The sequence below is a fragment of the Ruminiclostridium cellobioparum subsp. termitidis CT1112 genome (genome assembly GCF_000350485.1).
In the GTDB taxonomy this organism is placed as follows: Bacteria; Bacillota; Clostridia; order Acetivibrionales; family DSM-1351; genus Ruminiclostridium; species Ruminiclostridium termitidis.
The window spans coordinates 148,592-173,538 of the sequence record NZ_AORV01000065.1 but is presented as its reverse complement, the minus strand read 5'-3'; the positions used below and the strand labels follow the sequence as shown (position 1 = coordinate 173,538).

Sequence of the window (24,947 nt, the reverse complement as noted above, 5' to 3'; positions counted from 1 at the left end):
AATTTATATAAAAAATCTGTTAATCTGTTATCGGCTAAATCTCCCCATAATCTTAGGATCAGATGAAATGAGTCCGGGCTGGAAGGTAAAAAAAACAAATATGTATTAATACCGTTTAAAAATGTAAATAATCTCTATTGGGATACTCTGTGAGGATGCAGATTTCAAGAGGCCACAGATAACATATTCAGAAGAATTTATATTATTTGCGGCACATTATCTGCTATGTTATAATATTTTTTAGTGCTTTGTTGGCTTAATTTGGAATTTTATCATATATGAATATAAGCTAAGCTCTTTTGGAGCTTGTGGAGGATGGTATGGCAAACAAGCTGTTGTCGATTGTAGTACCTGTTTACAATGAGCAGGAAGTGATAGACGAAACCTACAGACGTCTATCGGAGGTTTTTAAAGATTACTTTATGGATGTGGAATATATATTCATTAATGATGGGAGCAAGGATGATACATACTTCAAGCTGAAGGAAATTGCCTCCGGAAATAAAGAAGTACGTGTTATTAATTTTGCCAGAAACTTCGGACATCAGATCGCAATTACTGCCGGTATGGACTACGCCAAAGGTGATGCCGTCGTCATAATAGATGCGGATCTGCAGGATCCTCCGGAAGTTATTCTTCAGATGGTGGACAAGTGGGAGGAAGGCTATGAAGTAGTATACGGAAAAAGACTTCAGAGAGCCGGGGAAACTTTCTTTAAAAAGTTCACTGCAAAGACCTTTTACAGGTTTCTTGACAGTATGACCGATGTAAAACTTCCTGTGGACGTGGGGGATTTCAGACTGATTGACAGAAAGGTCTGTGATGCCATGAAGTGCCTGCCTGAGAGGTCCAGGTATGTGAGAGGGCTTGTAAGCTGGGTAGGTTTTAAGCAGACCAGTGTTGAATATCAGAGGGAAAAGAGATTTGCCGGTGAAACCAAATACCCTTTGAAGAAAATGCTGAAGCTTGCAGGGGACGGGATTTTTTCATTTTCCTACAAGCCGTTGAAACTGGCTACTTTTGTAGGAATGCTGGTATCGGTATTTAGCTTTATATACCTTGTGGTCGTTCTTGTACAAAAATTTATAAAAAATGATGTTGTCTCGGGCTGGGCTTCCTCCATTGCGGTGACATTGTTCTTAAACGGTGTAATGCTGATAGTGATAGGTATTATGGGGGAATATGTGGGAAGAATATATGAAGAGGTAAAAGCAAGGCCGCTGTATATTGTCGGTGAATTAATGGGTTTTGATGGGGATAATAAGAATAAATGAAGATGACGTTAAAAAGCAGAGGTAATTAATGGAGCCCAGACCCGCATCCGTATTAAGCAAGCTTATAATTCTTATAACGGCTATATTTGTGACATATATAATAATTCTCAATTTGTGGTTTTCGGTATATACAAATTCCATTTTGTATGCGCTGATCACAATTCCGGTTTTTGCTGCTGTTTTGTTTTTATCATTAAAAATGAATATTTTACCTGCCAGTTTCGCCATTATGGTCTTTATAATGGCGTTTTTATTTAAGGGAACCCTGGCTTTTTTTGCCGATACCAGGCCTGTCTCGGATTTTAGCTTATTCTATAAATATGCTGTAGACCTGATACAGGGGAAAAAAGCGTTGGAGCAATATCTGTATTTTAAGACCTGGGCCTATCAGACCGGACCCGTGATATATTATGCAGGGATTATGAAGCTTTTTGGGACAGGACTCCTGCCTTTGAAACTGGTGAACTGCTTTTTCATGGCAGGTTCGAATATGCTGGTATACCTCATAGCGAGAAAGGTGTCCAATGATTTTACCGCCAGATTTATTTCGTTTTTGTATTTGATTTATCCCGCACCTTATTTTCTGGCTGCTGTTCTGACAAATCAGCACTTTGCAGCCTGCATGTTTCTAGCGGGGATTTATCTGTTGCTTCTGGAACATAAAAATATCCTTGTCAGAGGAATTGCGGCAGCTATTTTCATTGCGGCCGGTAATGCGGTCAGGCCCCTGGGGCCGGTCATCATCACAGCCGTTGTCGTGTGGTGTATCGTAGAGGCGCTGAACCACAAAAGCGTGGCAAAGATTCTTTTGTCTGCTGTTCTTGTGGCGGTTTATCTGACTGCCAATCTTGGACTGTCGGCAGCTGTAAAAAGTACCGGAATTAATGCCGAAGGCCTGAACAATAACTTTCCGCTCTGGAAGTTCGTTGCCGGTTTGAATCAGCAGTCGAAGGGGCAGTTTTCCTATGATGACCAGAATAAAATATATGTGATAGAGGATTTTTCAAAGAGAAATAAAGTGGCTCTAAAGACCATAAAGGAGAGAGTTTCGGTTGAACCCCATAAATTGCTGGAGTTTTTTGGTACAAAGGTTCTTGTAATGTGGGCTGAATTTGATACTCTTGCATGGGAATTTTATGAAGATGACAACGGAAAACTCAAGGCACCGGCGCGGATGGAAAAGGCAGAACAGGTTGCTGTAAGGGTTGAAAAGATGTTTTATATATTGGTGTTTTTACTGCTGCTCACAGGATTGATCAAAGCGCTGGCCAGCCGGGATATCCCTTCCGGAATAAAGCTGCTTTCAATAATCCTGCTGTGTTATTTCGGAGTGCATTTGCTTATAGAGATTCAGGTCAGGTACAGATATTTTGCGGTATTGATTGTGTTTATACTGGCTGCTTCCGGCAGTGAGGTTCTGTTCACATCGTTTAAAAAATATAAAAAAAGCAGTATGCTTTGACTGATAAAACGATAAAAATCAGCATTGTGTTTAATTATTAATTATGAAATAATATGTAGTAGCCGCCGGCTCGATATGTTTTTAGTGTCGGCGGCTGCCTGAACGGGTTTATAGAGAATTCTACATATATTTAACGGGGGTTGGGTTATGAAACAATATCTTGATCTGTGCCAGCACATATTGAAGAATGGCACAAAAAAGGAAGACAGGACAGGAACGGGTACAATCAGCACCTTTGGGTATCAAATGAGGTTTGATCTGCAGGAGGGCTTCCCTCTGCTGACTACGAAAAAGCTTCATCTAAAGTCTATAATTCATGAACTTCTATGGTTTATAAGGGGGGATACAAATATAAAGTATCTCAAAGACAACGGTGTTTCCATATGGGACGAGTGGGCTGATGAAAACGGTGACCTGGGGCCGGTTTACGGACATCAGTGGAGATCCTGGGGGACTGCCGACGGCAGGCAGATAGACCAGCTGGGCCAGGTGATTTCACAAATAAAGGAAAATCCCGACTCCAGAAGACTGATAGTGTGCTCCTGGAATGTGGGAGAAATAGAGAATATGGCTCTGCCGCCATGCCACTGCTTCTACCAGTTTTATGTTGTCAACGGCACGCTTTCCTGCATGCTGTACCAGCGAAGCGCCGATGTGTTTATCGGTGTGCCGTTTAATATCGCCTCTTATGCGTTGTTCACAATGATGGTGGCCCAGGCATGCGGCTTAAAGCCCGGCGAATTTGTCCACACTCTGGGTGACGCACACATATATCTCAATCATATCGAGCAAGTGAAGCAGCAGCTTTCCAGGGAGCCCAGAACGCCGCCAAAGATGGTAATAAACCCCGAGGTAAAAGATTTGTTCGACTTCAGGTTTGAAGACTTTACACTGACGGAATATGATCCGCATCCGCACATAAAGGGAGCTGTTGCAGTATGATTTCAATGATCTGGGCAATGGGAAAGAATAACGCTCTGGGCTGCAGAAACAGGATGCCCTGGCATCTGCCTGCCGATTTTGCCTACTTTAAAAAAATAACCCTGGGAAAACCGGTAATAATGGGAAGAAAAACTTATGAATCCATAGGAAAGCCGCTTCCGGGCAGGGAAAACATAATAATCACCAGGGACGAGGACTTTAAACCCGAGGGATGCATAACTGTCAATTCCATAGACGGGGCAAAAGCATATGCGGCTGAAGGTGAAGTTTTTATAATTGGCGGGGCTGAAATTTATAAAGCATTTCTGCCGCTGGCCCATAAGCTGTATATAACCGAAATCGACCATGCCTTTGAAGCAGACACATATTTTCCTGAGATTGACTACTCACAGTGGAAGCTCGTTTCAAGCCAGCCGGGACCCAGGGACGAAAAAAATCCATATGCTTACAAATTCCTGGTGTATGAACGCAATTGAAGATCTGCCTTTTAAAGGTGATACTATAATTGGAAATGATGTCTGGACAGGTCAGCATGTAACCATCATGCCAGGGATAAAAGTTGGAGATGGAGCTATCATTGCGGCTGATTCAACAGTTGTTGGGAACATCGAACCCTATGCGATTTATGACGGCAATCCGGCTAAATTTATAAGAAAGCGTTTCAGTGATGATAAGGTTGAGTTTTTGCTGAAGCTTCAGTGGTGGAACTGGGATGAAGAAAGAATATTTAACAATCTTGAAAAACTGACATCGGAAGATGGTCTGGCTATATTAATGGGTTTGTAGATTGATGTTCATAAAATGTAGATTCTAAAATTTAAAATTCTATTTATTTCTATTTACAGATTTTAAAAATAATTTGACAAGTAACTTAATTTCTGTTATCATATTTATGCAAAACAAGAAGAAGTTTTCCACTTCTCACCTGGCGGACTTAGATTTGCAGGGTTAATATCGGTTATTAAGTGTGTATTTTTGCGCATTGACTGAGATTACTGGTGGATACTTGCTTCTATCCACTTTTTTTATTGTTTTTTTATTATTGGGGACTTGAAGTTAACCTTCTGCCTATTATTTTTCGGAGGTGTCAGTTATTAGCAAAAATGAATTAATGATCAATGAGGAAATCAGGGAGAAAGAAGTCAGACTTATCGATGCGGATGGTACTATGATTGGTATCATTGCAGCTAAGGAAGCCCAGAAGCTTGCCAATTCTAAAAATCTTGACTTGGTTAAAATTGCTCCACAGGCAGAACCACCTGTTTGCAAGATAATGGATTATGGTAAATACATGTTCGAGCTTGCCAAGAAAGAGAAGGAAGCAAGAAAAAATCAAAAGATCATAAGCATAAAAGAAGTCAGAGTATCTCCTTCGATTGAGGATCATGACTTTGAATTCAAGGTTAAGAACGCATACAAGTTCTTGAAGGATGGAGACAAAGTTAAGGTTTCTGTAAAGTTCAGAGGAAGAGAAATGCATTACACCTCAATAGGCAATGAAATTCTTGAAAAGTTTGCTGAATTAGTAAAAGACGTTGGAGTGGTTGAAAAGAAACCCAAACTTGAAGGCAAAAGTATGATAATGATACTTAATCCAAAGCAGTAGGATAGGAGGAGAATAAATATGCCAAAGTTAAAGACTCATAGTGCATCAAAAAAGAGATTCAGAGTAACAGCTACCGGAAAGATTAAAAGAGGACAGGCTTGGAGAAGCCATAGACTCGTTTCCAAGGCAACAAAGGCTAAGAAGCACCACAGGTTGGGTGCGTACGTTTCAGCTGCTAATGAAGCTGCGATTAAAAAACTTATTCCATACAAATAAGAGGGAGGACGAAGGTTTATGGCAAGAGTTAAAGGTGCGATGAGAACTCGCGCAAGACATAAAAAAATATTGAAGCTTGCAAAAGGATATTTTGGAGCAAAGAGCAAGCTTTTTAGAATGGCTAATCAAGCCGTTATGAAATCTCTGACTTATGCTTACAATGACAGAAGAGCAAAGAAGAGAGACTTCAGAAAACTCTGGATAGCTAGAATAAATGCTGCTGCAAGAATTAACGGTTTATCCTACAGCAGATTTATCAGCGGATTGAAAAAATCAGGGATTGAACTTAACAGAAAAGTTCTCGCTGATATGGCAGTAAACGATGCGGCTGGATTTGCTCAGCTTGCTGAGATGGCTAAAGCCGCTAAATAAGAATACCGTATAGTTTATAAGGAGTATCTTTTTGAAGCCAAAAAGATACTCCTTTTTAGCAGTGTAACTTGAGGTGAGCAGTTATGAGCAGAGTTATTTTTTTGGTTGATATGAATGCGTTCTTTATTAGCTGTGAGATGTCCAGGAGGCCTGAAATTATTGGAAAGCCGGCTGCGGTGGCAGGAGACCCCAGAAACAGGTCGGGCATTATACTTGCTGCCAATTACGAGGCCCGCAAATTTGGGGTAAAAACAACAATGGTCGTTCACCAGGCTTTAAAGCTATGTCCCGGCATGCTTTTCATTCCGCCCGACCATCGGTATTATGAGGCCAGGTCAAGAGAAGTAATGTCACTGCTCGGAAATTATTCACCGGTTATTGAGCAGAACAGCATCGATGAGGCATGGCTGGATATGACGGGGACCGAAAGCCTGTTTGGAAAGCCGGCAGAGGCTGCCGGCAAAATCATGGAGGATATAAACAAGGGCCTTGGTCTGTGGTGCTCCATAGGTATTTCAGAGAACAAGCTGCTGGCCAAAATAGCCTCTGAAATAAAGAAGCCTATGGGGATTACCGAATTATGGGTAAAAGATATAAAACAAAAGCTTTGGCCTTTAAAAGTAACCGATATGTACGGAGTAGGGAAGCATACGGGGGAAAAGCTTAATAATCTGGGAATCCTGACCATAGGTGACCTTGCAGAATATGATCCGGCAGCGCTTGCCCGGGTTCTGGGGAAAATGGGAGCTGAACTTCAGAACTATGCAAACGGACGTGATGATTCTCCGGTGGCACCTCATACCTCAGGGGAGATGAAATCAATAGGCCGATCTACAACTCTGTCCGAGGATGCTACCAATGTTGAGGCTGTCAGGAACTTATTTCTTGAGATGTGCGAAGAGGTGGGCTTTGATGCCAGAAGGCATGACAAAAAGGCCGGCACTGTTCAAATAACCATAAAGTATTCGGATTTTCAGAGCATTACAAGGCAGGTTGGCATTGAGCCCACTTATCTGACAAAAGAAATTTTTGAAACAGGTTTTGCGCTGCTCCGTAAAAACTGGAACAGCTTAAGGCCGGTACGTCTCATTGGTGTGAGCATAAGCAGTTTTGAAAAATGTAACAGGTCAAAGCAGCTGTCACTCTTTGAAGAGGATGAAATTGATAATAATTCTGAAAAAGAGGAAAAACTTGAAAAAACCCTGGATGATATCCGGAACAGGCATGGCTTGTCCTCTGTGACAAGGGCGGTACAAATAAAGAGACCGCAATAAGAATGCAGCTGCAGCAACGCAGAAGCTGCATTGAATAGGCGCAGTGAATAAGATGAAATAATAAGCTGTAATGAAGAAGGCCATACAAACATGGCCTTCCGGACTTTAGTAAGGACTATTTTAATTTGGCTTGCATGGTATTTTTTAAAATCTGTCTTTGTTTTTCAAATATATATCTGGTCAAAACATCTGAATCACGTGGTGAGATTTTAATGTAATGCATGCCGGCCTCGAATTTTTTATTTTTTTCACTGGAATTGCGTATTACCTGAGCAAAAACCCTGATTGTGGCTGAACCCTCCAGATCAATACTTATATCAAGAACTGCACCGGAATTGAGAGGCTCCTCAAGAATCATGCAGAATCCGCTGCCGCTTATGTTTTTTGTGTAGGCAGTAGTTAATTCGGTATTGCTGAGATCATCGAACTGGTAATTGTCGGTACTGATTGGCTGGTGGTCAATTACTCTATACAGACAGTTCAGAACAACATCAAGTCTATAGAAGCGTCTTCTCTGTATTTTGTTGAACTCACTGACAATCTCTACGTCAAATACATCCAGAGCCCCGCTTTTTCTATGGCCCTTTACCTGGCCCTTGAAGTACAGGAGCTCCTGTCTTTCGTTTAAATAGTAAATAATGATAGTTAAATTTCTTGACAGGAATTTTAATCGTCCTTCACTCATAGGTGAAACAATGCATATGGTTTTGTCATCTATAACATCAGCCAATTGGCTGATGTAACTGGTTGTTGACTCATCAGCTTTTCTATCGTATTCAGGTATTTCAACTTCTAATTTGGTTCCAACTTTTATGTCTTTCGCATTCATTAAACATCTCCATACCAATATTATTATAAATTTAAATTTTATGTCTTATTACATTATATTCTATAAATAGGGATTTTTCAGTAAAAAAATTAAAATATTTATAAAATATTTGCAGGGTTATTTTTGGAGGAGGAAAACATATACTATAATATGCTTCCATGGATAACTGGACATGGAATAAAATGTGATATATAATAATCCCTAGCGTTAAAATAGTACATGTCAATCAAATTGTTGGGTGTGATTTTATAATGGAACCTTTTTTTAATGAAAACAAATATGAAACTGGCCGGGATAAAAGAAATATATTTGATAAGCTTTTTTTAAATACAAGATGGTATTTCGTTTACGGCTACGGCAAAGTAGTCATAAATGGCAGAAACCTGGCGGTGAAAAATAAATATGACAGTGAAGCATGGGCGCAGTCCAGCTACAGGATATTAGAAGATATTGAGAAAAGCGGCGGAAGAATTTTCATTGATGGTATTGATAACATATCAAAAGTGGAAGGACCTGTGGTTTTTGTGAGCAATCACATGAGTACGCTGGAGACCTTTGTTTTCCCTTGTATAATTGCTCCATTGAAAGAGGTTACTTATGTTGTCAAGGAAAGTCTCATATCCATGCCGCTTTTCGGGCATGTTATGAAGAGCCGGAACCCAATAGTTGTGTCAAGAAAAAATTCCAGGCAGGATTTGCTGAATGTTATCAGCCAGGGCAAAGAGAAAATTGAAAAAGGTATCTCTATAATTTTGTTTCCTGAGGGAACCAGGCAGGGAGTGTTCAATCCCGAAAAGTTTAATTCATTGGGAATAAAGCTGGCGAAGGAAGCAGGTGTACCTGTTATTCCTGTGGCCATAAAGACTGATTTCTGGGGTAATGGAAAACTTATAAAGGACATCGGCCCTATCCGCAGAAAAGAGCCCATATGCATTTCTTTCGGAGAACCGGTCAGCATAACCGGGAACGGAAAAGCTGAGCATAAACAGGTAGTAGAATTTATTTCCGGAAAAATAGACGAGTTTAAAAAAATAAAATTATAAAAATTTAAAAATAATTTGATTTAACAAATATTTAGTCTTGTCAAATTGCAATCTTCGTACTAAAATATATAAATGTAGTAATTCGGGAATTAGCGCAGTTTGGTAGCGCGCTTGGTTCGGGACCAAGAGGCCGGGAGTTCGAGTCTCCCATTTCCGACCACTGGGAACAGCAGGTTTGAATAATATTTCGAACCTGCTGTTTTTGTATTACTCCATTATAAGCGGAAGATGCTTTTTTTGATCAGCTCACCTGATGTTTATGTTATAATGAAGGAAAGATTGTGGAACAAAATTTATAGCAAAACTAAACGAGCATAATATTTCCTGCATCTGTTTAACCTGGCTGATTTATTCGTTCCAAATTTTCTTGACACGCGAATAAAATAAGTTGATAATTACATACGTGTGGCCAATACCAAAATCTGATGAAATATATGCCGCCAATTTTAAATTTCAAAAAATGAGGGAATATTATAAATACAATTTAATTATTTTAACTGTTACAAAAATTATATTATCATATTGTATTTGTTCTGATATAATAAATTCTGGTAACAGTCAATATTTACCGAAAGGTTGTTAAAGAATTTATTTTGTTCTTTTTTTTTGGCTTTTTGTTTATATGAAATAATCCTATTAGGTCAATAGAGCCTATTTTGGGGTATATAATTGAGTATATAATAATGTAAAAATATTTAATTGAGAATGGAGCTTGATATGGGGATAAAACTCTCGGACGGATTACTGAAAAGTGTTGAAAAACCATCCAGATATACAGGAAACGAATGGAACAGCATTATAAAGGATCCGAAAACCATTAATATACGATTTGCATTTTGTTTTCCCGACACCTATGAAATAGGAATGTCACACCTTGGCATGAAAATACTGTATCATTTACTGAATGAAAGACAGGACTGCTATTGTGAAAGAGTATTTGCCCCGTGGACGGATATGGAAAGCAAAATGAGGGAAAACAACGTACCGCTCTATTCACTGGAAAGCAAGGACCCAATTAAGGACTTTGATTTTGTGGGCTTTACCCTTCAATATGAAATGAGCTTTTCAAATATAGTAAACATGCTTGACCTTGCCGGGGTTCCCATTCTGGCAGAAGAGAGAAATGCCGGAGCTCCCTTTGTCTGTGCAGGCGGACCTTGTGCATACAATCCCGAGCCCCTGGCCGACATAATTGATTTTTTTATGATGGGTGAAGGTGAAGAAATAATAAATGAAGTTATGGATGTATACGGCGGGTGGAAGGGAACAGGCAAGCCGAGAGAAGCTTTTCTTGAGGAAATTGCCAAAATAGAAGGTATTTATGTCCCTTCCTTTTACGAGTTTACCTACAACGAGGATGGAACCATAAAGGAATTTCTGCCTCTGAAGCCCCATTATCCCACCAGAATAAGGAAGCGTATTATCAAGGATATGGATAAGGCATACTTCCCTGATAAAATTGTTGTTCCATACACAGATATAGTTCATGACAGAATAATGCTTGAAATATTCAGGGGCTGTACAAGAGGCTGCCGTTTCTGTCAGGCAGGCTTCATATACAGGCCTGTCAGGGAAAAAAGTCCGGAAAGGCTGCTGGAACTGGCCAGGAAGCTGGAAGAAAGCACCGGTTATGAGGAAATATCCCTCACTTCTCTCAGCACCAGTGACTATACGGGACTGGAGCCTTTAACCACAGGCTTGCTTGAAGATATGGAGGAAAGGAAAGTGAATTTATCACTTCCTTCCTTAAGAATCGATTCCTTTTCACTGGATTTGATGGAAAAGGCGCAGAAAGTGCGTAAGAGCGGACTTACCTTTGCACCAGAGGCCGGGACGCAAAGATTGAGGGATGTTATCAACAAGGGAGTAACTGAAGAGGATCTTCTGAGGGCCGTATCCCTGGCTTTCAACGGCGGTTGGAACGGTGTCAAGCTGTACTTCATGCTGGGTCTGCCTTCCGAAACACTTGAAGATGTTGAAGGGATAGCTGATTTAGCCTATAAGGTAGTTGATGTATACAGAAATGTTCCCAAAGAGAAAAAGGGAAAGGGACTCAATGTAACCGTAAGTACTGCAACTTTTGTACCAAAGGCCTTCACGCCTTTTCAGTGGGAGCCCCAGGACAGTATTGGTAATGTCCATGAAAAACAAATGCATTTGAAAGATAAAATACGTTCAAGGCAGATCACATATAATTATCATGAGAATAAGCTCAGCTTTATGGAAGCCGTATTTGCCCGCGGAGACAGAAGGGTCTGCAAGGTTTTGGTCAGGGCCTGGCAGATGGGCTGTAAATTTGACGGCTGGGGAGAGCATTACAAGTATGATGTTTGGATGAAAGCCTTTGAGGAATGCGGTGTGGATCCGTATTTTTACGTTACCCGCAGGAGGCAGTATGACGAGATTTTGCCCTGGGATCATGTGGATGTGGGAGTATCCAAACAATATCTGATAAATGAGAGTAAAAAGGCTCTGGAAGGAAAAATCACTCCCAATTGCAGAGTTGACTGCGGAGGCTGCGGTGCTGCCGCTCTGAACAACGGAGTATGCGGATAAGGTGTTAATTATATAAATTGCATGTAAGATGTGATAGACGGAGGTTAATTTTGGTTAATATACGGGTAAAATTCAGGCGCGGAGAAGAAGTAAAATTTATTTCACATTTGGATCTGATGAAGGTGTTTGAGCGTGCCATAAGAAGGGCCAGACTTCCCATCGCCTACTCACAAGGCTTTAATCCCCATCCCGGCATGGTGTTCGGTCTGCCCCTGAGCGTAGGGGTTACAAGTGAAGCGGAATATGGAGACTTTGAAATTACTGATGACAGCCTGTCCATGAATGAGTTTATTGAGAGGCTCAATGAACAGCTGCCGCAGGGGCTGGAGGTTTTAGCAGCAAAACAGAGGCAGACAAAGCAGAATATAATGGCTACAATTTCAGCTTCCGAATACGTTGTAATGATCGGCACCGGGCACGAGTGCACTGAAAAGAGCCTGAAAGCCGGTATAGGCAAATATCTTTCACAAAAAGAGATAATAGTAAAGAAGAAAACTAAAAGCGGAGTCAAGGATACCGATATACGAAACATGATTTTCGACCTGGATTTCGGGCTGCAGCCCTGCGGGACTTTTAATATGATAAAGCTCACCATGCTGGTCAGTGCCGGCAGCAAGGCCAATTTAAAGCCCGAATTGCTCGTGGAATCTCTGTTTGAAATGTTGGGAGCCGGATACGAAATAGACAGGATTCATAGATCCAAACTTTATGTCAAGGTTCAGGAGGAATTGCTGGACCCCATGGATGGAAAGGTTTTGTAAGTTGTATTTGGGAAAACCCGGATACACGTGAAATAGACAGACGTGATTGACACTAATTCCACGTAGGAATGGAGATTTGAATGATTAACGAGATTATTGTAGACGTCGGCGCCGGTGAGATAAGAGTGGGTATTCTTGAGGATAAAGAGCTGGCTGAAATTCACATTGAAAGAACAAATCATCAGGGGCTTGTAGGAAATATATACAGGGGTAAGGTCAGCAGTGTCCTGCCCGGTATGCAGGCGGCATTTATCGATATAGGCTACGAAAAGAATGCTTTCCTTTATGTCGGTGATGCCGTACCTCAGAAAGAGTACACTGATGATGAATTAGACGTTTTTCGTGATTATACCGGGTACAATATCACAGATATACTGAAAGTCGGGCAGGAAATAACTGTCCAGGTTATAAAGGAACCTATCGGAACTAAGGGACCAAGGGTTTCAACCCATATTACACTTCCGGGACGCAATCTGGTTCTTCTGCCAAATGCAGATTATGTGGGTATATCCCGCAGGATTGAAAGCGATGAGGAAAGACAGAAGCTGAAAAAAATAGCCGAAAAGCTGAAGCCCGAAAATATGGGACTTATTGTCCGTACGGTATCGGAAGGTAAGGATGAAGCTGATTTTATTGAGGATGTTTCATTCTTAACCAGGTTGTGGGCAAAAATAAAACAGTCGGAAAACAGCGGACCGGTCCCGAGATGCATCCACAAGGATATAAACCTGATATACAGGTCGGTGAGGGACTTATTTACCTGGAATATTGATAAATTCATCATAAACGATGAAAAAGAATACAACAAGGTGCTGGAGCTTGTGGAAATGATCTCTCCCGTACTGAAGAACAGGGTTGAACTTTTCAGCAAGGATTATGCCATTTTTGACTATTACCAGATTGAAACAAAAATAGAGAGAGCCCTGTCAAGAAAGGTATGGTTAAAATGCGGAGGGTATATCATTATCGATAAGACAGAGGCGCTTACAGTAATAGATGTTAATACCGGAAAATTTGTGGGGGATAATAATCTTGAAGATACGGTGCTGAAAACAAATATAGAGGCCACAAAGGAAATCGCAAAACAACTGAGGCTTCGGGATATAGGCGGAATTGTCATCATAGATTTTATTGATATGAGTGACTCTGAGCATCAGCAGATGGTTTTGGATTCATTACGGCAAAGTCTCAAAAGCGACCGGACTAAAACCATCGTTTTAGGAATGACTGCTCTTGGACTGGTGGAAATGACCAGGAAGAAGATCCGTCAGGAGCTTGCAACAGTGATAAAATGTGACTGTCCCTATTGCGAAGGTACCGGTAAAATAAATTCAGCTGATACAAATGCGGTTAACAGGCTGAAATCAAATACTGATCAGAAAATATAACAGGGGTGTTCTCTATTTAAGTGAATGTGAATTGCAGGATCAATAATTACATAGAGAACCGGTTCAAAAAAGGTTGATGAAGATAAAAAGTATCCATCAACCTTTTTTTATTCTTTTGAGTCTCCTGAGCCTGAATATTCGGATATATAAGCGGTCATAATACTTTTGTCCCCCGGATAGCTTGATTTGTCCTCTGAAACTTTAACTTGTGCATACAATGTATTGAAGTACTATATACCATTAGCTGTTAGCTTTTAAGACCTGAGTCCTGACGGCAAGCGGAATACAAATTGGAGCATGCGCCGCATTGCCTGTAGGACATGCTTTGTCCGGATATGGAAAAATGTATTGATTTTTTTGCAAATGGGATATAAAATTAACTTATAACATGTGCATACAAGTTTAACACATAGGGAGGAGTTAGAATAATATGATGAATTATAAGGATTTTGAATTTTGGTTTATAACGGGGAGTCAGCATTTATACGGACCTGAAACCCTGAAGCAGGTTGCGGAGCACTCAAAGGCAATGGTTGAAGCTTTGAACAGGGACTCTGCCATCCCCTATAAAATTGTTTATAAACCGACGGTTACCACACCTGAAGAAATAACGAAGGTTCTCACCGACGCAAACACAAATGAAAAATGTGCTGGTGTTATTACCTGGATGCACACTTTCTCACCTTCAAAAATGTGGATAGCAGGTTTTTCACAGTTGAAAAAACCTCTGCTGCATCTCCATACCCAATTCAATCAGGCACTTCCGTGGAATGATATAGATATGGACTTTATGAATCTGAACCAGTCGGCCCATGGGGACAGAGAACATGGCTTTATCGGTGCGAGAATGCGTTTGTCCCGCAAAGTAATTGCCGGATACTGGGAGGACGCAAAGGTCCGTGAAAGGATCGGAGCCTGGGAAAGAGCAGCAGTTGCATTTATATGGGGAAGGCAGCTCAAGGTTGTAAGATTCGGAGACAACATGCGTGAGGTTGCAGTTACCGAAGGTGACAAGGTTGAAGCCCAGATTAAATTTGGCTGGTCGGTTAATACCCATGGGGTCGGGGATCTTGCAGCCAGAATAAACAACGTTACTGATGAGCAGATAGATATGCAGATAGCCGAATATAAAAATAAATATGATATTGCAGATTCTGCAAAAACGGATGAAAAGCTGCAGGCAATCAGAGAGCAGGCAAGAATTGAGCTTGGCATTAAAGCAATTCTTGAAGAAGGCGGTTTCAGTGCATTTACAACTACTTTTGAAGATTTGCATGGAATCAAGCAGCTGCCTGGTTTGGCTGCACAGGATCTGATGGCACAGGGCTACGGCTTCGGAGGAGAGGGAGACTGGAAGATTTCTGCTCTGACCAATGTAATGAAAGTAATGTCAGATAACAAGGGAACTTCCTTTATGGAGGACTATACTTATAATCTGGTGCCCGGTGAGGAAATGATTCTCGGAGCTCACATGCTGGAGGTATGCCCTACCATAGCCGCTACAAAACCACGTCTGGAGGTACATCCGCTTGGTATAGGCGGTAAGGCCGATCCCGCCAGAATAGTATTTGACGGTGCTGCAGGGCATGCTGTTTGTGTATCGCTGATTGATATGGGAAACCGCTTCCGCCTGATTATAAATGAAGTCGAAGCTATCCAGCCCACTGCCCGGATGCCTAAACTGCCTGTTGCAAGAGTACTATGGAAACCGGAACCATCTCTCCAGGTGGGCGCCGAAGCCTGGATTTATGCCGGCGGTGCACACCATACGGTGTTCTCCACGCAGGTTACTGCCGAGCAGCTTGTTGACTGGGCTGAAATGGCTGGAATTGAATATGTGCTTATCAATAAGGACACTACTATTCTGAACCTTAGAAATGAATTAAGATGGAATGAAATTTCCTGGAAATTGCTGTAAGTATGACAAAAAAGTATGGCGCATAACCTGTGCCGTACTTTTTTCGTCCTGTTATATGCAGGTTTTGTCCTGTTGATAGTCGTTGACAAGACTACCTTGTTGTGCTAGAATATATCGGTAACCGCTCGGCCAGGGCTTTCAAATATAACGGGTCAATAATAATCCCATTATTGGTTTTAATAAGGTTATTGCCTGTGATGAACATATTTTATGATATGTATACGTCATTCAGCCGGCGAGACTGTTAGTAGGAGGTGTATCATGTACGCTATTATAATGACTGGTGGAAAACAGTATAAGGTTCAGGAAGGCGATGTGGTTTTTGTAGAAAAACTCGCTGCTGAAGAAGGTTCGGCTTTTACTTTCGATAAGGTTCTTGCAGTATCAAAGGACGGTAAAGTTAACTTTGGAGCTCCATTATTGGAAACAGCCACTGTTAATGCTAAAGTTCTCAGCCATGGTAAAGGTGAAAAGATTATAGTTTTCAAATACAAGGCAAAGAAGAACTACAGAAAGAAGCAAGGTCACAGACAGCCTTACACAAAAGTTCAGATCGAAAAGATCAACGCGTAAGGGTTAACTATTGATGATTAATGTAAATATATGCAGGGATAAAGCAGGAAATATTATAAAGTTTGTTGTCAAAGGACATGCAGGTTATGCAAGAGAAGGCAGAGATATAGTATGTGCGGCGGTTTCAGCTGTTGCTTATACTGCGGCCGGTGCTCTTGGAGACCTGATAGGGATAAAGGACTTTTTTGAAGAGAAGCATGGCTTTATGACATGCTCTGTCGATGTTGATATTTTACCTGAACTTAGGCATGATGCCGAAATAATTATGGCTACTGCTGAAATAGGTTTTAAACAGATAGAACTTGCTTACCCCAAACATGTAAAGGTAATGGATGAGGAGGTGTAATCTCATGTTAAAGATTAATTTACAACTTTTTGCTCATAAAAAAGGTGTTGGTAGTTCAAGAAACGGCCGTGACAGTGCGGCTAAGAGACTTGGCGTTAAGAGGGCTGACGGTCAGTTCGTTTTAGCCGGTAACATTCTTGTTCGTCAAAGAGGTACAAAGATTCATCCTGGCGTAAACGTAGGAATAGGTTCTGATGATACCTTGTTTGCACTTAAGGATGGAAAGGTTAAGTTTGCAAGACTTGGCAGAGATAAGAAGCAGGTTATGATAGTTGCCGAGTAAGAAATTTATCGCATTAAAATAATTAAAGTAGGAAATGTGATATGCATTTTCTACTTTTTTATTTGTGTTTTTTAACGTTAACTGACTTATATTATCAAGATAATATTTTAAATATTCCGATACTTGGGTATAATAAATTCAGTCTAACAAATTGCGGTTAATAATGCCCGGCTCATGGAGGATATTTGAGAGATTTCATAACTGTTTTACGGCCGCTGTTGCGGCTAAAAGCCATAGACATGGCTCATGGAGGTTAATATGTTTATAGATAGTGCTAAGATATATGTTAAAGCTGGTAATGGCGGTAATGGAATGGTATCCTTCCACCGTGAAAAATACATAGCAGCCGGAGGACCGGATGGCGGGGACGGCGGAAAAGGCGGAGATGTTATCTTCCAGGTGGATGAGGGATTAAATACCCTGATCGACTTCAGATACAAGAAGCATTTCAAGGCCGAGCCTGGACAGGATGGGGGCCCGTCCAACTGTTCGGGTAAAAACGGTGAAAACATGATAATCAAAGTTCCTCTGGGAACAATGGTCAAGGATGAAATGACGGGGATGACACTGGTTGATCTGACAAAACCAGGTCAGATATGTATAATAGCCAGAGGAGGCAGGGGCGGAAAGGGTAATCAGCATTTTGCCACACCCACCAGGCAGGTGCCCAATTTTGCCAAAAGCGGTGACCTGGGAGAAGAGCGCAACCTGATTCTGGAAATGAAAATGATTGCCGATGTGGGTTTGCTGGGCTTCCCAAATGTTGGCAAATCAACAATTTTGTCAATGGTTTCTGCTGCCAAGCCTAAAATAGCCAATTATCACTTCACTACATTGGTACCCAATCTTGGAGTGGTGCAGATTGAACAGGGTAAAAGCTTTGTTATAGCGGATATACCCGGACTTATAGAAGGAGCCCATGAAGGTGTCGGCCTGGGACATGAGTTTTTAAGACATGTTGAAAGAACAAAGCTGCTTGTACATGTTGTTGACGTTTCAGGTGTTGAAGGCCGTAGTGCCATTGAAGATTTCGACACAATAAATGCAGAGCTTGAAAAGTATAATGCTGTGCTTGCTTCAAGACCTCAGATTGTTGCCGCAAACAAAATGGACATACCTAGCTCGGAAGAGAATTACCAGGCCTTTAAAGAAGAGCTTGAGGGCAGGGGCTATAAGGTGTTTGGAATATCAGCGGCTACCAATAAGGGGTTAAAGGAGCTCATGTATTATGTTTCCGATATATTGAGCACCCTTCCCGATACCATACTCCTTGATGAAAGCAGGGAAGAAGAGGTGGTATATACTGCCGAGGGGGAAAAACCTTTTGAAATCCGCATTGAAGACGGTGTTTATGTTGTGGAGGGCGGCTGGGTGCGCAAGGTCCTGGGGTCTACGAACATGGCCAATTATGAATCCCTGCAGTATTTCCAGAGAGCTTTGAGAAGGAAAGGTGTTATTGATGCTCTTGAGGCTATGGGTATAGAAGAGGGAGATACCGTAAGGATATTGGATACGGAATTTGATTATACGAGATAAATAGATAATGTGCTGGAATTATATTTCAGATCCATAAGGAGGATATATGTTAACAGGAAAACAAAGGAGTTACCTGAGATCATTGGCAAACAACCTTCAGCCTATTTTTCAGGTGGGAAAAGGCGGAATAAATGACAATATGATCAAACAGTTTTCAGAGGCCCTCGAAGCAAGAGAGCTGATAAAAGCCACTGTACTGAGAAATGCCGAGTGTGATACCAGGACCGTTGCTGAAGAACTGGCCGAGTCTGCCGGGGCCGAGCTGGTTCAGGTAATCGGGAATAAGTTTGTTCTGTACAGGGAATCTGTAAAAACACCTGTAATAGAATTACCTTAACTGAAATAGGAGCAAATCAACAATCACTTACATAATCTGGGAATGAAATGCTTTTAATATGAATATAATATTAAGTATTTCAATAATTACTATTTCCGGAGGTAAGTATGCAAGAAGGAATTGATTTAAATAATTACAACTATGAATATCTGAATATTGAGGATATCAAAAAAATTAATGACAAAGCACTTCTTCAAAGAGTGGAAAAAACATATGAATTCTTAAAACTTTGCGAAATATATCTTAATGACGTAAAAGATGACTATGGAAAAAAGAAGATAGCCAGTCTTAGAGTAGATATTATAAGATATCAACTGGAACTTTTAATTCGGGAATGTTTTGCAAGGGGTTTGAAGCATGGACTGAAAATGGCATAAAAAAAAGCAGTACTTCTCAGAAGTATTGCTTTTTTTGGTGGCTGTTTCGGCAATTAGTTTTCATCCAGATCGGCCATAATCTTTTTATAAAGCTTTTCGGAATTTACAGTCCAGTTATTGCATAGCTTTCTGGCATCATTTCTGCTTCCGACGGTTAATTTCAGATCTATATATGTAAAACTTCCTTCGCAGATTTTTAAATTTGTAATATACTCGTTTTCATTAACTGCGACAAAATCAGCAATGACACTGGTTTCATTCTTTATCCTTTTTCTGTAGTCCAGAAGAGCCTCATCTATGCGTGACTTGGTTCCGGCAGGTATCAGGGAAATAAAATAGTCAAGGCCCTGCTTGCCTGCAGGCGAGATCCTGTAGGATTTCTTATTGTCCGCATCCAACTTTTCTAAAAATTTACCGTCACAGAGTTCATCAAGATATTGCTGCAAAAAAATATAATTCATCAGTTTGTTTTCAAGTATTATTTTTGTTATAAGAAGATTTGAAACCGGGGGTTCAATATTATTTATAATATAAAGTAATATGAGCTTGTTTTCAGCCAGTTCTCTGTTGCTCTCTACCGAATTCATAAAACCTCCTTGATAATATGGGGAATTAGCAAATATAGAGTGAGGAACTTTATGCTATAATATATTTGCTGTATAAAAATATTTATTTATTATAACATAGTAAGCTATAAGCCGCAACATATTACCGGAAGCTGATTTTACCGGTCAATGCACCGGTGAAACGGATAAGGACGGACGGTAAGACGTTTCCATAATATGCTTAAAATTTTAGTAAGCCGGAAAGGTAATATATCAAATGGCAGTGGATATAAAGAAAGTTCAAGAACATATAAGGGGTATTTTGTCAGCCATAGGTGAAGACCCTGATCGTGAAGGTCTTAAGGATACTCCCTTGCGTGTTGCACATATGTATGAGGAGATTTTTGAAGGTATAGGTTATTCAAATGATGATATAGCTGAAATGTTCAACAAAACCTTTGAAGATGATTTAATTATACCAGAGGACAATAGGGAAATTGTACTGGTAAAGGATATGGATATATTCAGTTATTGTGAGCACCATTTGGCATTGATGTATAACATGAAGGCTGCAATAGCCTATATACCTGTCGGAAAAGTTTTGGGTTTGAGCAAAATTGCCAGAATTGCGGATATGGTTGGAAAGAGACTCCAGCTTCAGGAACGGATTGGCTCGGATATAGCAGAAATAATGCACAAAATAACCGGTTCGGAGGATATTGCCGTCATTATTGAGGGAAAGCATGCCTGTATGACCACACGCGGCATAAAAAATACCGGATCATTAACAGCAACTACGACTTTACGCGGAAAATTTAACACCGACAGCAATTTGGTCAACAGATTGATGCTGCTTTTAAAATAAATGTGATACAGGTGACTATTTCATGGAAATTGTAAAAAAGGTGCTGATGCATCCGGATTTCATAAAATATTTGCGGTTAAACGAAGCCGCGGAGAAGGAACGAAAATTTTGTCGTCATGATTTGCAGCATGCTGTTGATGTGGCAAGGGTGGCTTATATTATTTCACTTGAAAGAGCTTACGGCTTGAGTAAGGAGCTTATATATGTCACAGCACTGCTGCATGATATAGGGAGATGGAAACAATATGAGGATAAGTCGGACCATGCTGAAGAGGGGGCAAAGCTGGCGGGAAAGATTCTTGAAGATTTAGATTTTGATAAACGGGATATGGAAATGATTATAGAAGCAATAACCGGTCACCGTGGAAAGAAAAGAGGGAAATCACTTTTGGGGGAGGTAATCTATGAAGGTGATAAATCCTGCAGACCATGTATTAATTGTGTTATGGTAAATGAATGTAACTGGTATTCTGATGGTGATCAACCTGAATTATTGTATTAGTGGTCTGTAACATTTAAATTGCACTGGTTGAGTTTTGTAAGGATTGTAGGGATATGCTGACCGCATGTCACAAACGGGCACATGGAGGTAGATATGGAACAGAGATTCATGAAAATATGGAAAAATATCTGGGAATGGGGCAATAAAACATATATAATGGGCATCCTGAACGTGACGCCGGATTCATTTTCAGACGGAGGATGTTACGTCAGCCGGGACGCTGCAGTCAGGCAGGCAATTCGCATGTACGATGAAGGAGCAGACATTATAGACGTAGGAGGGGAAACCACCAAACCCGGAGCTGGACCTGTTGCCGCAGACATTGAGACTGACAGGGTGATACCTGTTATAGAAAGTCTTTCAAAAGTAATCAGGATACCTGTTTCTGTAGATACATACAGGGCTAAAACCGCAGAGCTTGCAATTAAAGCCGGAGCAAGCATGGTAAATGATGTTTGGGGGCTTAAATATGATCCGGATATGGCGGCTGTAATAGCAACTTACAGGGTGCCGGTTTGTATTATGCACAACAGGACCGGCGGAACAGATTATGGAGATGATTTAATAGGTAAAATTTTGCTTGAACTGGAAGAAAGTATTTCAATAGCTAAAAACGCCAATATACCGGATGAAAACATAATGATCGATCCCGGAATAGGTTTCGCCAAGACCTGGGAGCAAAATATTACGGTTATGAGACACCTGGAGGATTTTAAAAAACTTGGATACCCGGTTCTTTTGGGTGCTTCAAGGAAATCCTTCATAGGAAAGGTACTGGACCTGGAAGTTGCCGACAGGCTTGAAGGAACTCTGGCTGCTACTTCAATCGGTATTACAAAAGGAATTGACATGGTCAGAGTTCATGATGTTTTGCAAAATTCCAGAGTAGCCAAAATGATGGATAGTATGGTGAGGTAGATATGGATAAAATAATTATTGAAGATTTGGAAATATACGCATATCATGGGGTCGCAGAAGAGGAAAAGAAGCTTGGGCAGATTTTCATCGTGTCTCTGCAGGTATCGGCTGACCTTAATACCGCCGCAGTCAACGGTGATATCAATGCAACAATAAACTATGCCGATGTATGTAAGGCGGTCCAAAAGGCTTTAAATACCAAAAAGTACGATTTGATAGAGACTGCAGCATTAAAAGTGATAGATGAGATTTTTAACAGCTTTTCCAATGCATTATGGGTTAAAATATTGTTAAAAAAACCATGGGCTCCTATGGGATATCACCTTAAATATGCCGCTGTTGAGCTTGAACGGAGAAGAGGCGATTAGTTTGAGTGATTCAGGAAAGGAAGTAACAGCTTACATTGGGATCGGATCTAATATAGGTGACAGAGCGGCACTGTTAAATGCTTCAATTGAACTGCTGAGTAAAAAGGAAGGGATTGAAGTTACCTCGGTATCATCATTTTATAATACTGCACCCGTTGGCTACTTGGAGCAGCCTGATTTTTTAAATGCAGTTGTAGAAATAAAAACCGTATTATCTGCAGATGAGCTTTTACAGATATGCGGGCTAATTGAAAAAGTGCTTAAACGAGAGAGATTGATACATTGGGGACCAAGAACCATTGATCTGGATATCCTGCTATACGGAAATCAGATTATAAATAAGGAAAACTTGAATATACCTCATCCCAGAATGCATGAGAGGACCTTTGTACTGGAACCGCTGAATGAAATAAATCCATCGGCCATACATCCTGTATTCAATAAGACAGTTTGTGAACTGTATGAAGCAATAACGCAGGATGATAGATAAAAATATACTTTGGCTTGCTTGAAAAATATAAGTTTTTAGGAGGAGGCATTATACATGAATAAGACAGGTCTTGTACACATTTATACCGGTGAGGGAAAAGGTAAAACGACAGCCGCCGTGGGGCTTGGCGTAAGGGCCTGCGGCAGCGGACTGAAGGTGCTGCTGGTGCAGTTCCTGAAGAGTGCGGCTACAGGTGAACTTGAGGCTATAAAAAGGCTGGAGCCTGACTTTAAGGTGATCCGCGGGTTTACCTGCAAAAAATTTTCCTGGGATATGACCGGCGAAGAACTTGAGCATACCGCCCGAGAAGCGGCTGAAATGTTTGAACAGGTTAGAGCTGTGGTTCAGACAGGTCAATATGAGCTTGTAATCCTGGATGAGATACTTGGGACTGTGTCACTTGATTTTTTGCCCCTGGAAACCGTATTGGACTTTGTTAAAAACAAGCCGGAAAAGGTGGAGCTTGTGATGACGGGAAGAAATGCCCATAAGGCACTTGTCGAAGCTGCCGATTATGTCTCGGAAATCAAGGCGGTCAAGCACCCCTATGAAAAGGGCATAGCAGCGCGCAAAGGAATTGAGTACTAGGAATTTTAAAAGAGCCCCTCTTCAGGTATAAAGATTTGAAGAGGGGCTCTTTTACAGATTTTCTATTTATGCAGGGTCTCATGATACAGCTTCATGTATTCCCTTGCGGATTTATTCCAGCTGAAGTCGGCCCTCATGCCTCTTTCGACGATCAGCTTCCAGATATCCTTCCGGTCATAATAAAAGCTGACTGCTCTTCTGATGGTATTTAACATATCATGTGCATTATAGTCGGCGAAGGTAAAACCGTTTCCGGCGCCGGTTTCCTCGTTGTATGCAAAAACAGTATCGTTAAGTCCGCCTGTTTCGCGGACTATCGGGACAGAGCCGTACCGGAAGCCGAATATCTGACCCAGGCCGCAGGGCTCGAACAGAGACGGCATCAGAAACATGTCCGATCCCGCATAAATACGCTGGGCGAGGGTGTCGCTGAAGGTTATGCTGGCAGAAACCTTGTCCCTGTGCCGGGAGGCCGCATCTTCAAAGACCTGTTTGTAATGTTCGTCACCTTTTCCAAGCAGCACCAGCTGGATATCCATTTGTATTAATTCTTCAAGCACGTGCTCTATAAGGTCAAAGCCTTTTTGTGCAGTGAGCCTTGAGATTATACCAATAACAGGTACTTCGGGTCTTACAGGTAAACCCAGCTCCTCCTGAAGCTTCTTTTTATTTTCATATTTTAATGAAATACTGTCGGCAGAGTAGTGGGCATATATTCTCCTGTCGGTTTTGGGATCATTTTTGTCATAATCTATTCCGTTAAGAATGCCGTACAGGTCTTTAGAGCGTTTAACCAATATGTCCTTTAAACCCTCACTGTAAAAATCGGTTTTAATCTCCTGAGCGTAAGTGGGGCTTACGGTACTGATGGAATCCGAATAAACCAGACCGGCCTTCATGTAGTTAACGCAGTCATGATATTCAATTCCGTCTGGAGTAAAATATTGCCAGTCAACATTCATTAAATCCGACAGGACACTCTTCGGGAATATTCCCTGATATTTCAGGTTGTGAATGGTAAAGACTGTTTTGATTTTGCTGTAGTGAGGCTCTTTGTAGTTTGCTTTCAGGAGAAGGCTGACAATGCCGGTCTGCCAGTCGTTGCAGTGGATAATGTCCGGCTTGAAGCCGATCAGAGGGAGCATTTCTATAATGGCCTTGCTGAAAAATGTAAATTGCTCCGCTTCATCAAAATCACCGTACAGTTCATTCCTGCTGAAATAGTACTCATTGTCCAGAAAGTAGTAGGTGACATCCTCGTACACAAGCTTCAAAATGCCGCAGTATTGATGTCTCCAGGAGAGATCTGCAAATATATAACCCATGAACTCCATTTTATCTTTATATGCTTGCGGGATACCTTTATAGTTTGGCATAACAACCCGGATGTCGGCACCAAGTTTTGAAATTGCTTTGGGAAGGGAGCCGGAAACATCCCCAAGCCCTCCCGTTTTAGCGAAAGGGAATACCTCGGAAGATGCAAATAGAATATTCAAGTTATTCATTATAAAACCTCCTAAGCAATGGATAAATTATAGCTTTAGTTTAGCAGAATTTACATTTCGGTACAATAACCAT

General features: G+C 41.0%; 29 protein-coding genes and 1 tRNA gene. 27 read left to right on the top strand and 3 right to left on the bottom strand.

Annotated elements, in window-relative coordinates; genetic code table 11:
* Window positions 1-320: 320 nt before the first annotated feature.
* The 9 genes from CTER_RS22970 (at window position 321) to dinB (ending at window position 7,146) form a co-directional block, all read left to right on the top strand.
* Window positions 321-1,274 (top strand): glycosyltransferase family 2 protein, encoded by a 954-nt coding sequence (locus CTER_RS22970; protein WP_004629834.1) that lies wholly within the window; start codon window positions 321-323, stop codon window positions 1,272-1,274.
* Window positions 1,275-1,302: 28 nt separating this feature from the next.
* Window positions 1,303-2,736 (top strand): glycosyltransferase family 39 protein, encoded by a 1,434-nt coding sequence (locus CTER_RS22965; RefSeq protein ID WP_004630235.1) that lies wholly within the window; start codon window positions 1,303-1,305, stop codon window positions 2,734-2,736.
* Between the two features lie 147 nt (window positions 2,737-2,883).
* Window positions 2,884-3,678 (top strand): thymidylate synthase, encoded by a 795-nt coding sequence (locus tag CTER_RS22960; protein WP_004630138.1) that lies wholly within the window; start codon window positions 2,884-2,886, stop codon window positions 3,676-3,678.
* On the top strand, window positions 3,675-4,154 hold the full coding sequence (locus CTER_RS22955) for a dihydrofolate reductase (RefSeq protein ID WP_004629854.1): 480 nt from the start codon (window positions 3,675-3,677) through the stop codon (window positions 4,152-4,154). Before CTER_RS22960 ends, CTER_RS22955 begins: the two co-directional genes overlap by 4 nt.
* Window positions 4,141-4,464: a CatB-related O-acetyltransferase gene (locus tag CTER_RS22950; RefSeq protein ID WP_479725122.1), complete on the top strand. Its 324-nt coding sequence runs from the start codon at window positions 4,141-4,143 to the stop codon at window positions 4,462-4,464. Before CTER_RS22955 ends, CTER_RS22950 begins: the two co-directional genes overlap by 14 nt.
* Before the next feature lie 325 nt (window positions 4,465-4,789).
* Entirely contained in the window at window positions 4,790-5,284 is a 495-nt protein-coding gene (infC, locus tag CTER_RS22945; RefSeq protein WP_004629695.1) for a translation initiation factor IF-3, read from the top strand.
* A gap of 18 nt (window positions 5,285-5,302) precedes the next feature.
* Complete coding sequence (rpmI, locus tag CTER_RS22940) at window positions 5,303-5,500, top strand: 50S ribosomal protein L35 (RefSeq protein ID WP_004630256.1); 198 nt, start codon at window positions 5,303-5,305, stop codon at window positions 5,498-5,500.
* Between the two features lie 18 nt (window positions 5,501-5,518).
* The gene (gene rplT, locus CTER_RS22935) at window positions 5,519-5,872 is read left to right on the top strand and encodes a 50S ribosomal protein L20 (protein ID WP_004630110.1); all 354 of its coding nucleotides are present in this window, start codon (window positions 5,519-5,521) and stop codon (window positions 5,870-5,872) included.
* Window positions 5,873-5,955: 83 nt separating this feature from the next.
* A complete protein-coding gene (gene dinB / locus CTER_RS22930; RefSeq protein WP_004629650.1) occupies window positions 5,956-7,146 on the top strand; it encodes a DNA polymerase IV in 1,191 nt (396 codons plus the stop codon).
* Between the two features lie 115 nt (window positions 7,147-7,261).
* On the opposite strand, the gene CTER_RS22925 is transcribed toward dinB, so the two are convergent.
* Entirely contained in the window at window positions 7,262-7,975 is a 714-nt protein-coding gene (locus CTER_RS22925; RefSeq protein ID WP_004629827.1) for a flagellar brake protein, read from the bottom strand.
* Window positions 7,976-8,226: 251 nt separating this feature from the next.
* Between CTER_RS22925 and CTER_RS22920 the strand changes: the two genes are divergently transcribed.
* The 12 genes from CTER_RS22920 (at window position 8,227) to CTER_RS22865 (ending at window position 19,093) form a co-directional block, all read left to right on the top strand.
* The gene (locus CTER_RS22920) at window positions 8,227-9,018 is read left to right on the top strand and encodes a lysophospholipid acyltransferase family protein (RefSeq protein ID WP_004629950.1); all 792 of its coding nucleotides are present in this window, start codon (window positions 8,227-8,229) and stop codon (window positions 9,016-9,018) included.
* An 83-nt stretch (window positions 9,019-9,101) separates the two neighbouring features.
* Window positions 9,102-9,178, top strand: a tRNA-Pro gene (locus CTER_RS22915).
* Between the two features lie 557 nt (window positions 9,179-9,735).
* A complete protein-coding gene (locus tag CTER_RS22910; protein WP_004629895.1) occupies window positions 9,736-11,574 on the top strand; it encodes a TIGR03960 family B12-binding radical SAM protein in 1,839 nt (612 codons plus the stop codon).
* Between the two features lie 50 nt (window positions 11,575-11,624).
* Window positions 11,625-12,335: a TIGR03936 family radical SAM-associated protein gene (locus CTER_RS22905; protein ID WP_004629681.1), complete on the top strand. Its 711-nt coding sequence runs from the start codon at window positions 11,625-11,627 to the stop codon at window positions 12,333-12,335.
* 80 nt (window positions 12,336-12,415) lie between these two features.
* Complete coding sequence (locus CTER_RS22900) at window positions 12,416-13,723, top strand: Rne/Rng family ribonuclease (protein ID WP_004630198.1); 1,308 nt, start codon at window positions 12,416-12,418, stop codon at window positions 13,721-13,723.
* A 430-nt stretch (window positions 13,724-14,153) separates the two neighbouring features.
* Window positions 14,154-15,641: an L-arabinose isomerase gene (gene araA / locus CTER_RS22895; protein ID WP_004629971.1), complete on the top strand. Its 1,488-nt coding sequence runs from the start codon at window positions 14,154-14,156 to the stop codon at window positions 15,639-15,641.
* 261 nt (window positions 15,642-15,902) lie between these two features.
* Window positions 15,903-16,214, top strand: coding sequence for a 50S ribosomal protein L21 (gene rplU, locus CTER_RS22890; RefSeq protein ID WP_004630078.1), 312 nt, complete (start codon window positions 15,903-15,905; stop codon window positions 16,212-16,214).
* A gap of 13 nt (window positions 16,215-16,227) precedes the next feature.
* Window positions 16,228-16,560, top strand: a complete 333-nt coding sequence (locus CTER_RS22885) for a ribosomal-processing cysteine protease Prp (protein WP_004629646.1) — start codon at window positions 16,228-16,230, stop codon at window positions 16,558-16,560.
* 4 nt (window positions 16,561-16,564) lie between these two features.
* On the top strand, window positions 16,565-16,843 hold the full coding sequence (gene rpmA, locus CTER_RS22880) for a 50S ribosomal protein L27 (protein ID WP_004629598.1): 279 nt from the start codon (window positions 16,565-16,567) through the stop codon (window positions 16,841-16,843).
* Window positions 16,844-17,101: 258 nt separating this feature from the next.
* The gene (gene obgE / locus CTER_RS22875; protein WP_004629795.1) at window positions 17,102-18,379 is read left to right on the top strand and encodes a GTPase ObgE; all 1,278 of its coding nucleotides are present in this window, start codon (window positions 17,102-17,104) and stop codon (window positions 18,377-18,379) included.
* A 46-nt stretch (window positions 18,380-18,425) separates the two neighbouring features.
* Window positions 18,426-18,716, top strand: a complete 291-nt coding sequence (gene yhbY / locus CTER_RS22870) for a ribosome assembly RNA-binding protein YhbY (RefSeq protein WP_004630094.1) — start codon at window positions 18,426-18,428, stop codon at window positions 18,714-18,716.
* Window positions 18,717-18,823: 107 nt separating this feature from the next.
* Entirely contained in the window at window positions 18,824-19,093 is a 270-nt protein-coding gene (locus CTER_RS22865) for a hypothetical protein (RefSeq protein ID WP_004630070.1), read from the top strand.
* 53 nt (window positions 19,094-19,146) lie between these two features.
* Here CTER_RS22865 and CTER_RS22860 read toward each other — a convergent pair whose 3' ends face one another.
* On the bottom strand, window positions 19,147-19,680 hold the full coding sequence (locus CTER_RS22860) for a DUF4364 family protein (RefSeq protein WP_004629656.1): 534 nt from the start codon (window positions 19,678-19,680) through the stop codon (window positions 19,147-19,149).
* A 235-nt stretch (window positions 19,681-19,915) separates the two neighbouring features.
* On the opposite strand from CTER_RS22860, the gene folE reads away from it, so the two are divergent.
* The 6 genes from folE (at window position 19,916) to cobO (ending at window position 23,369) form a co-directional block, all read left to right on the top strand.
* A complete protein-coding gene (gene folE / locus CTER_RS22855) occupies window positions 19,916-20,503 on the top strand; it encodes a GTP cyclohydrolase I FolE (protein WP_004629851.1) in 588 nt (195 codons plus the stop codon).
* A gap of 22 nt (window positions 20,504-20,525) precedes the next feature.
* The gene (locus CTER_RS22850) at window positions 20,526-21,005 is read left to right on the top strand and encodes an HD domain-containing protein (protein ID WP_004629921.1); all 480 of its coding nucleotides are present in this window, start codon (window positions 20,526-20,528) and stop codon (window positions 21,003-21,005) included.
* A gap of 93 nt (window positions 21,006-21,098) precedes the next feature.
* Window positions 21,099-21,923 (top strand): dihydropteroate synthase, encoded by an 825-nt coding sequence (gene folP, locus CTER_RS22845; protein WP_004629939.1) that lies wholly within the window; start codon window positions 21,099-21,101, stop codon window positions 21,921-21,923.
* 2 nt (window positions 21,924-21,925) lie between these two features.
* Window positions 21,926-22,291 (top strand): dihydroneopterin aldolase, encoded by a 366-nt coding sequence (folB, locus tag CTER_RS22840; RefSeq protein WP_004629832.1) that lies wholly within the window; start codon window positions 21,926-21,928, stop codon window positions 22,289-22,291.
* 1 nt (window position 22,292) lies between these two features.
* Window positions 22,293-22,781, top strand: a complete 489-nt coding sequence (gene folK, locus CTER_RS22835; RefSeq protein WP_004629876.1) for a 2-amino-4-hydroxy-6-hydroxymethyldihydropteridine diphosphokinase — start codon at window positions 22,293-22,295, stop codon at window positions 22,779-22,781.
* Window positions 22,782-22,835: 54 nt separating this feature from the next.
* Window positions 22,836-23,369, top strand: coding sequence for a cob(I)yrinic acid a,c-diamide adenosyltransferase (gene cobO / locus CTER_RS22830; protein ID WP_004629614.1), 534 nt, complete (start codon window positions 22,836-22,838; stop codon window positions 23,367-23,369).
* A 62-nt stretch (window positions 23,370-23,431) separates the two neighbouring features.
* Here the strand turns inward: cobO and glgA are convergent, their stop codons facing one another.
* Entirely contained in the window at window positions 23,432-24,874 is a 1,443-nt protein-coding gene (gene glgA / locus CTER_RS22825) for a glycogen synthase GlgA (RefSeq protein WP_004629607.1), read from the bottom strand.
* Window positions 24,875-24,947 lie beyond the last annotated feature (73 nt).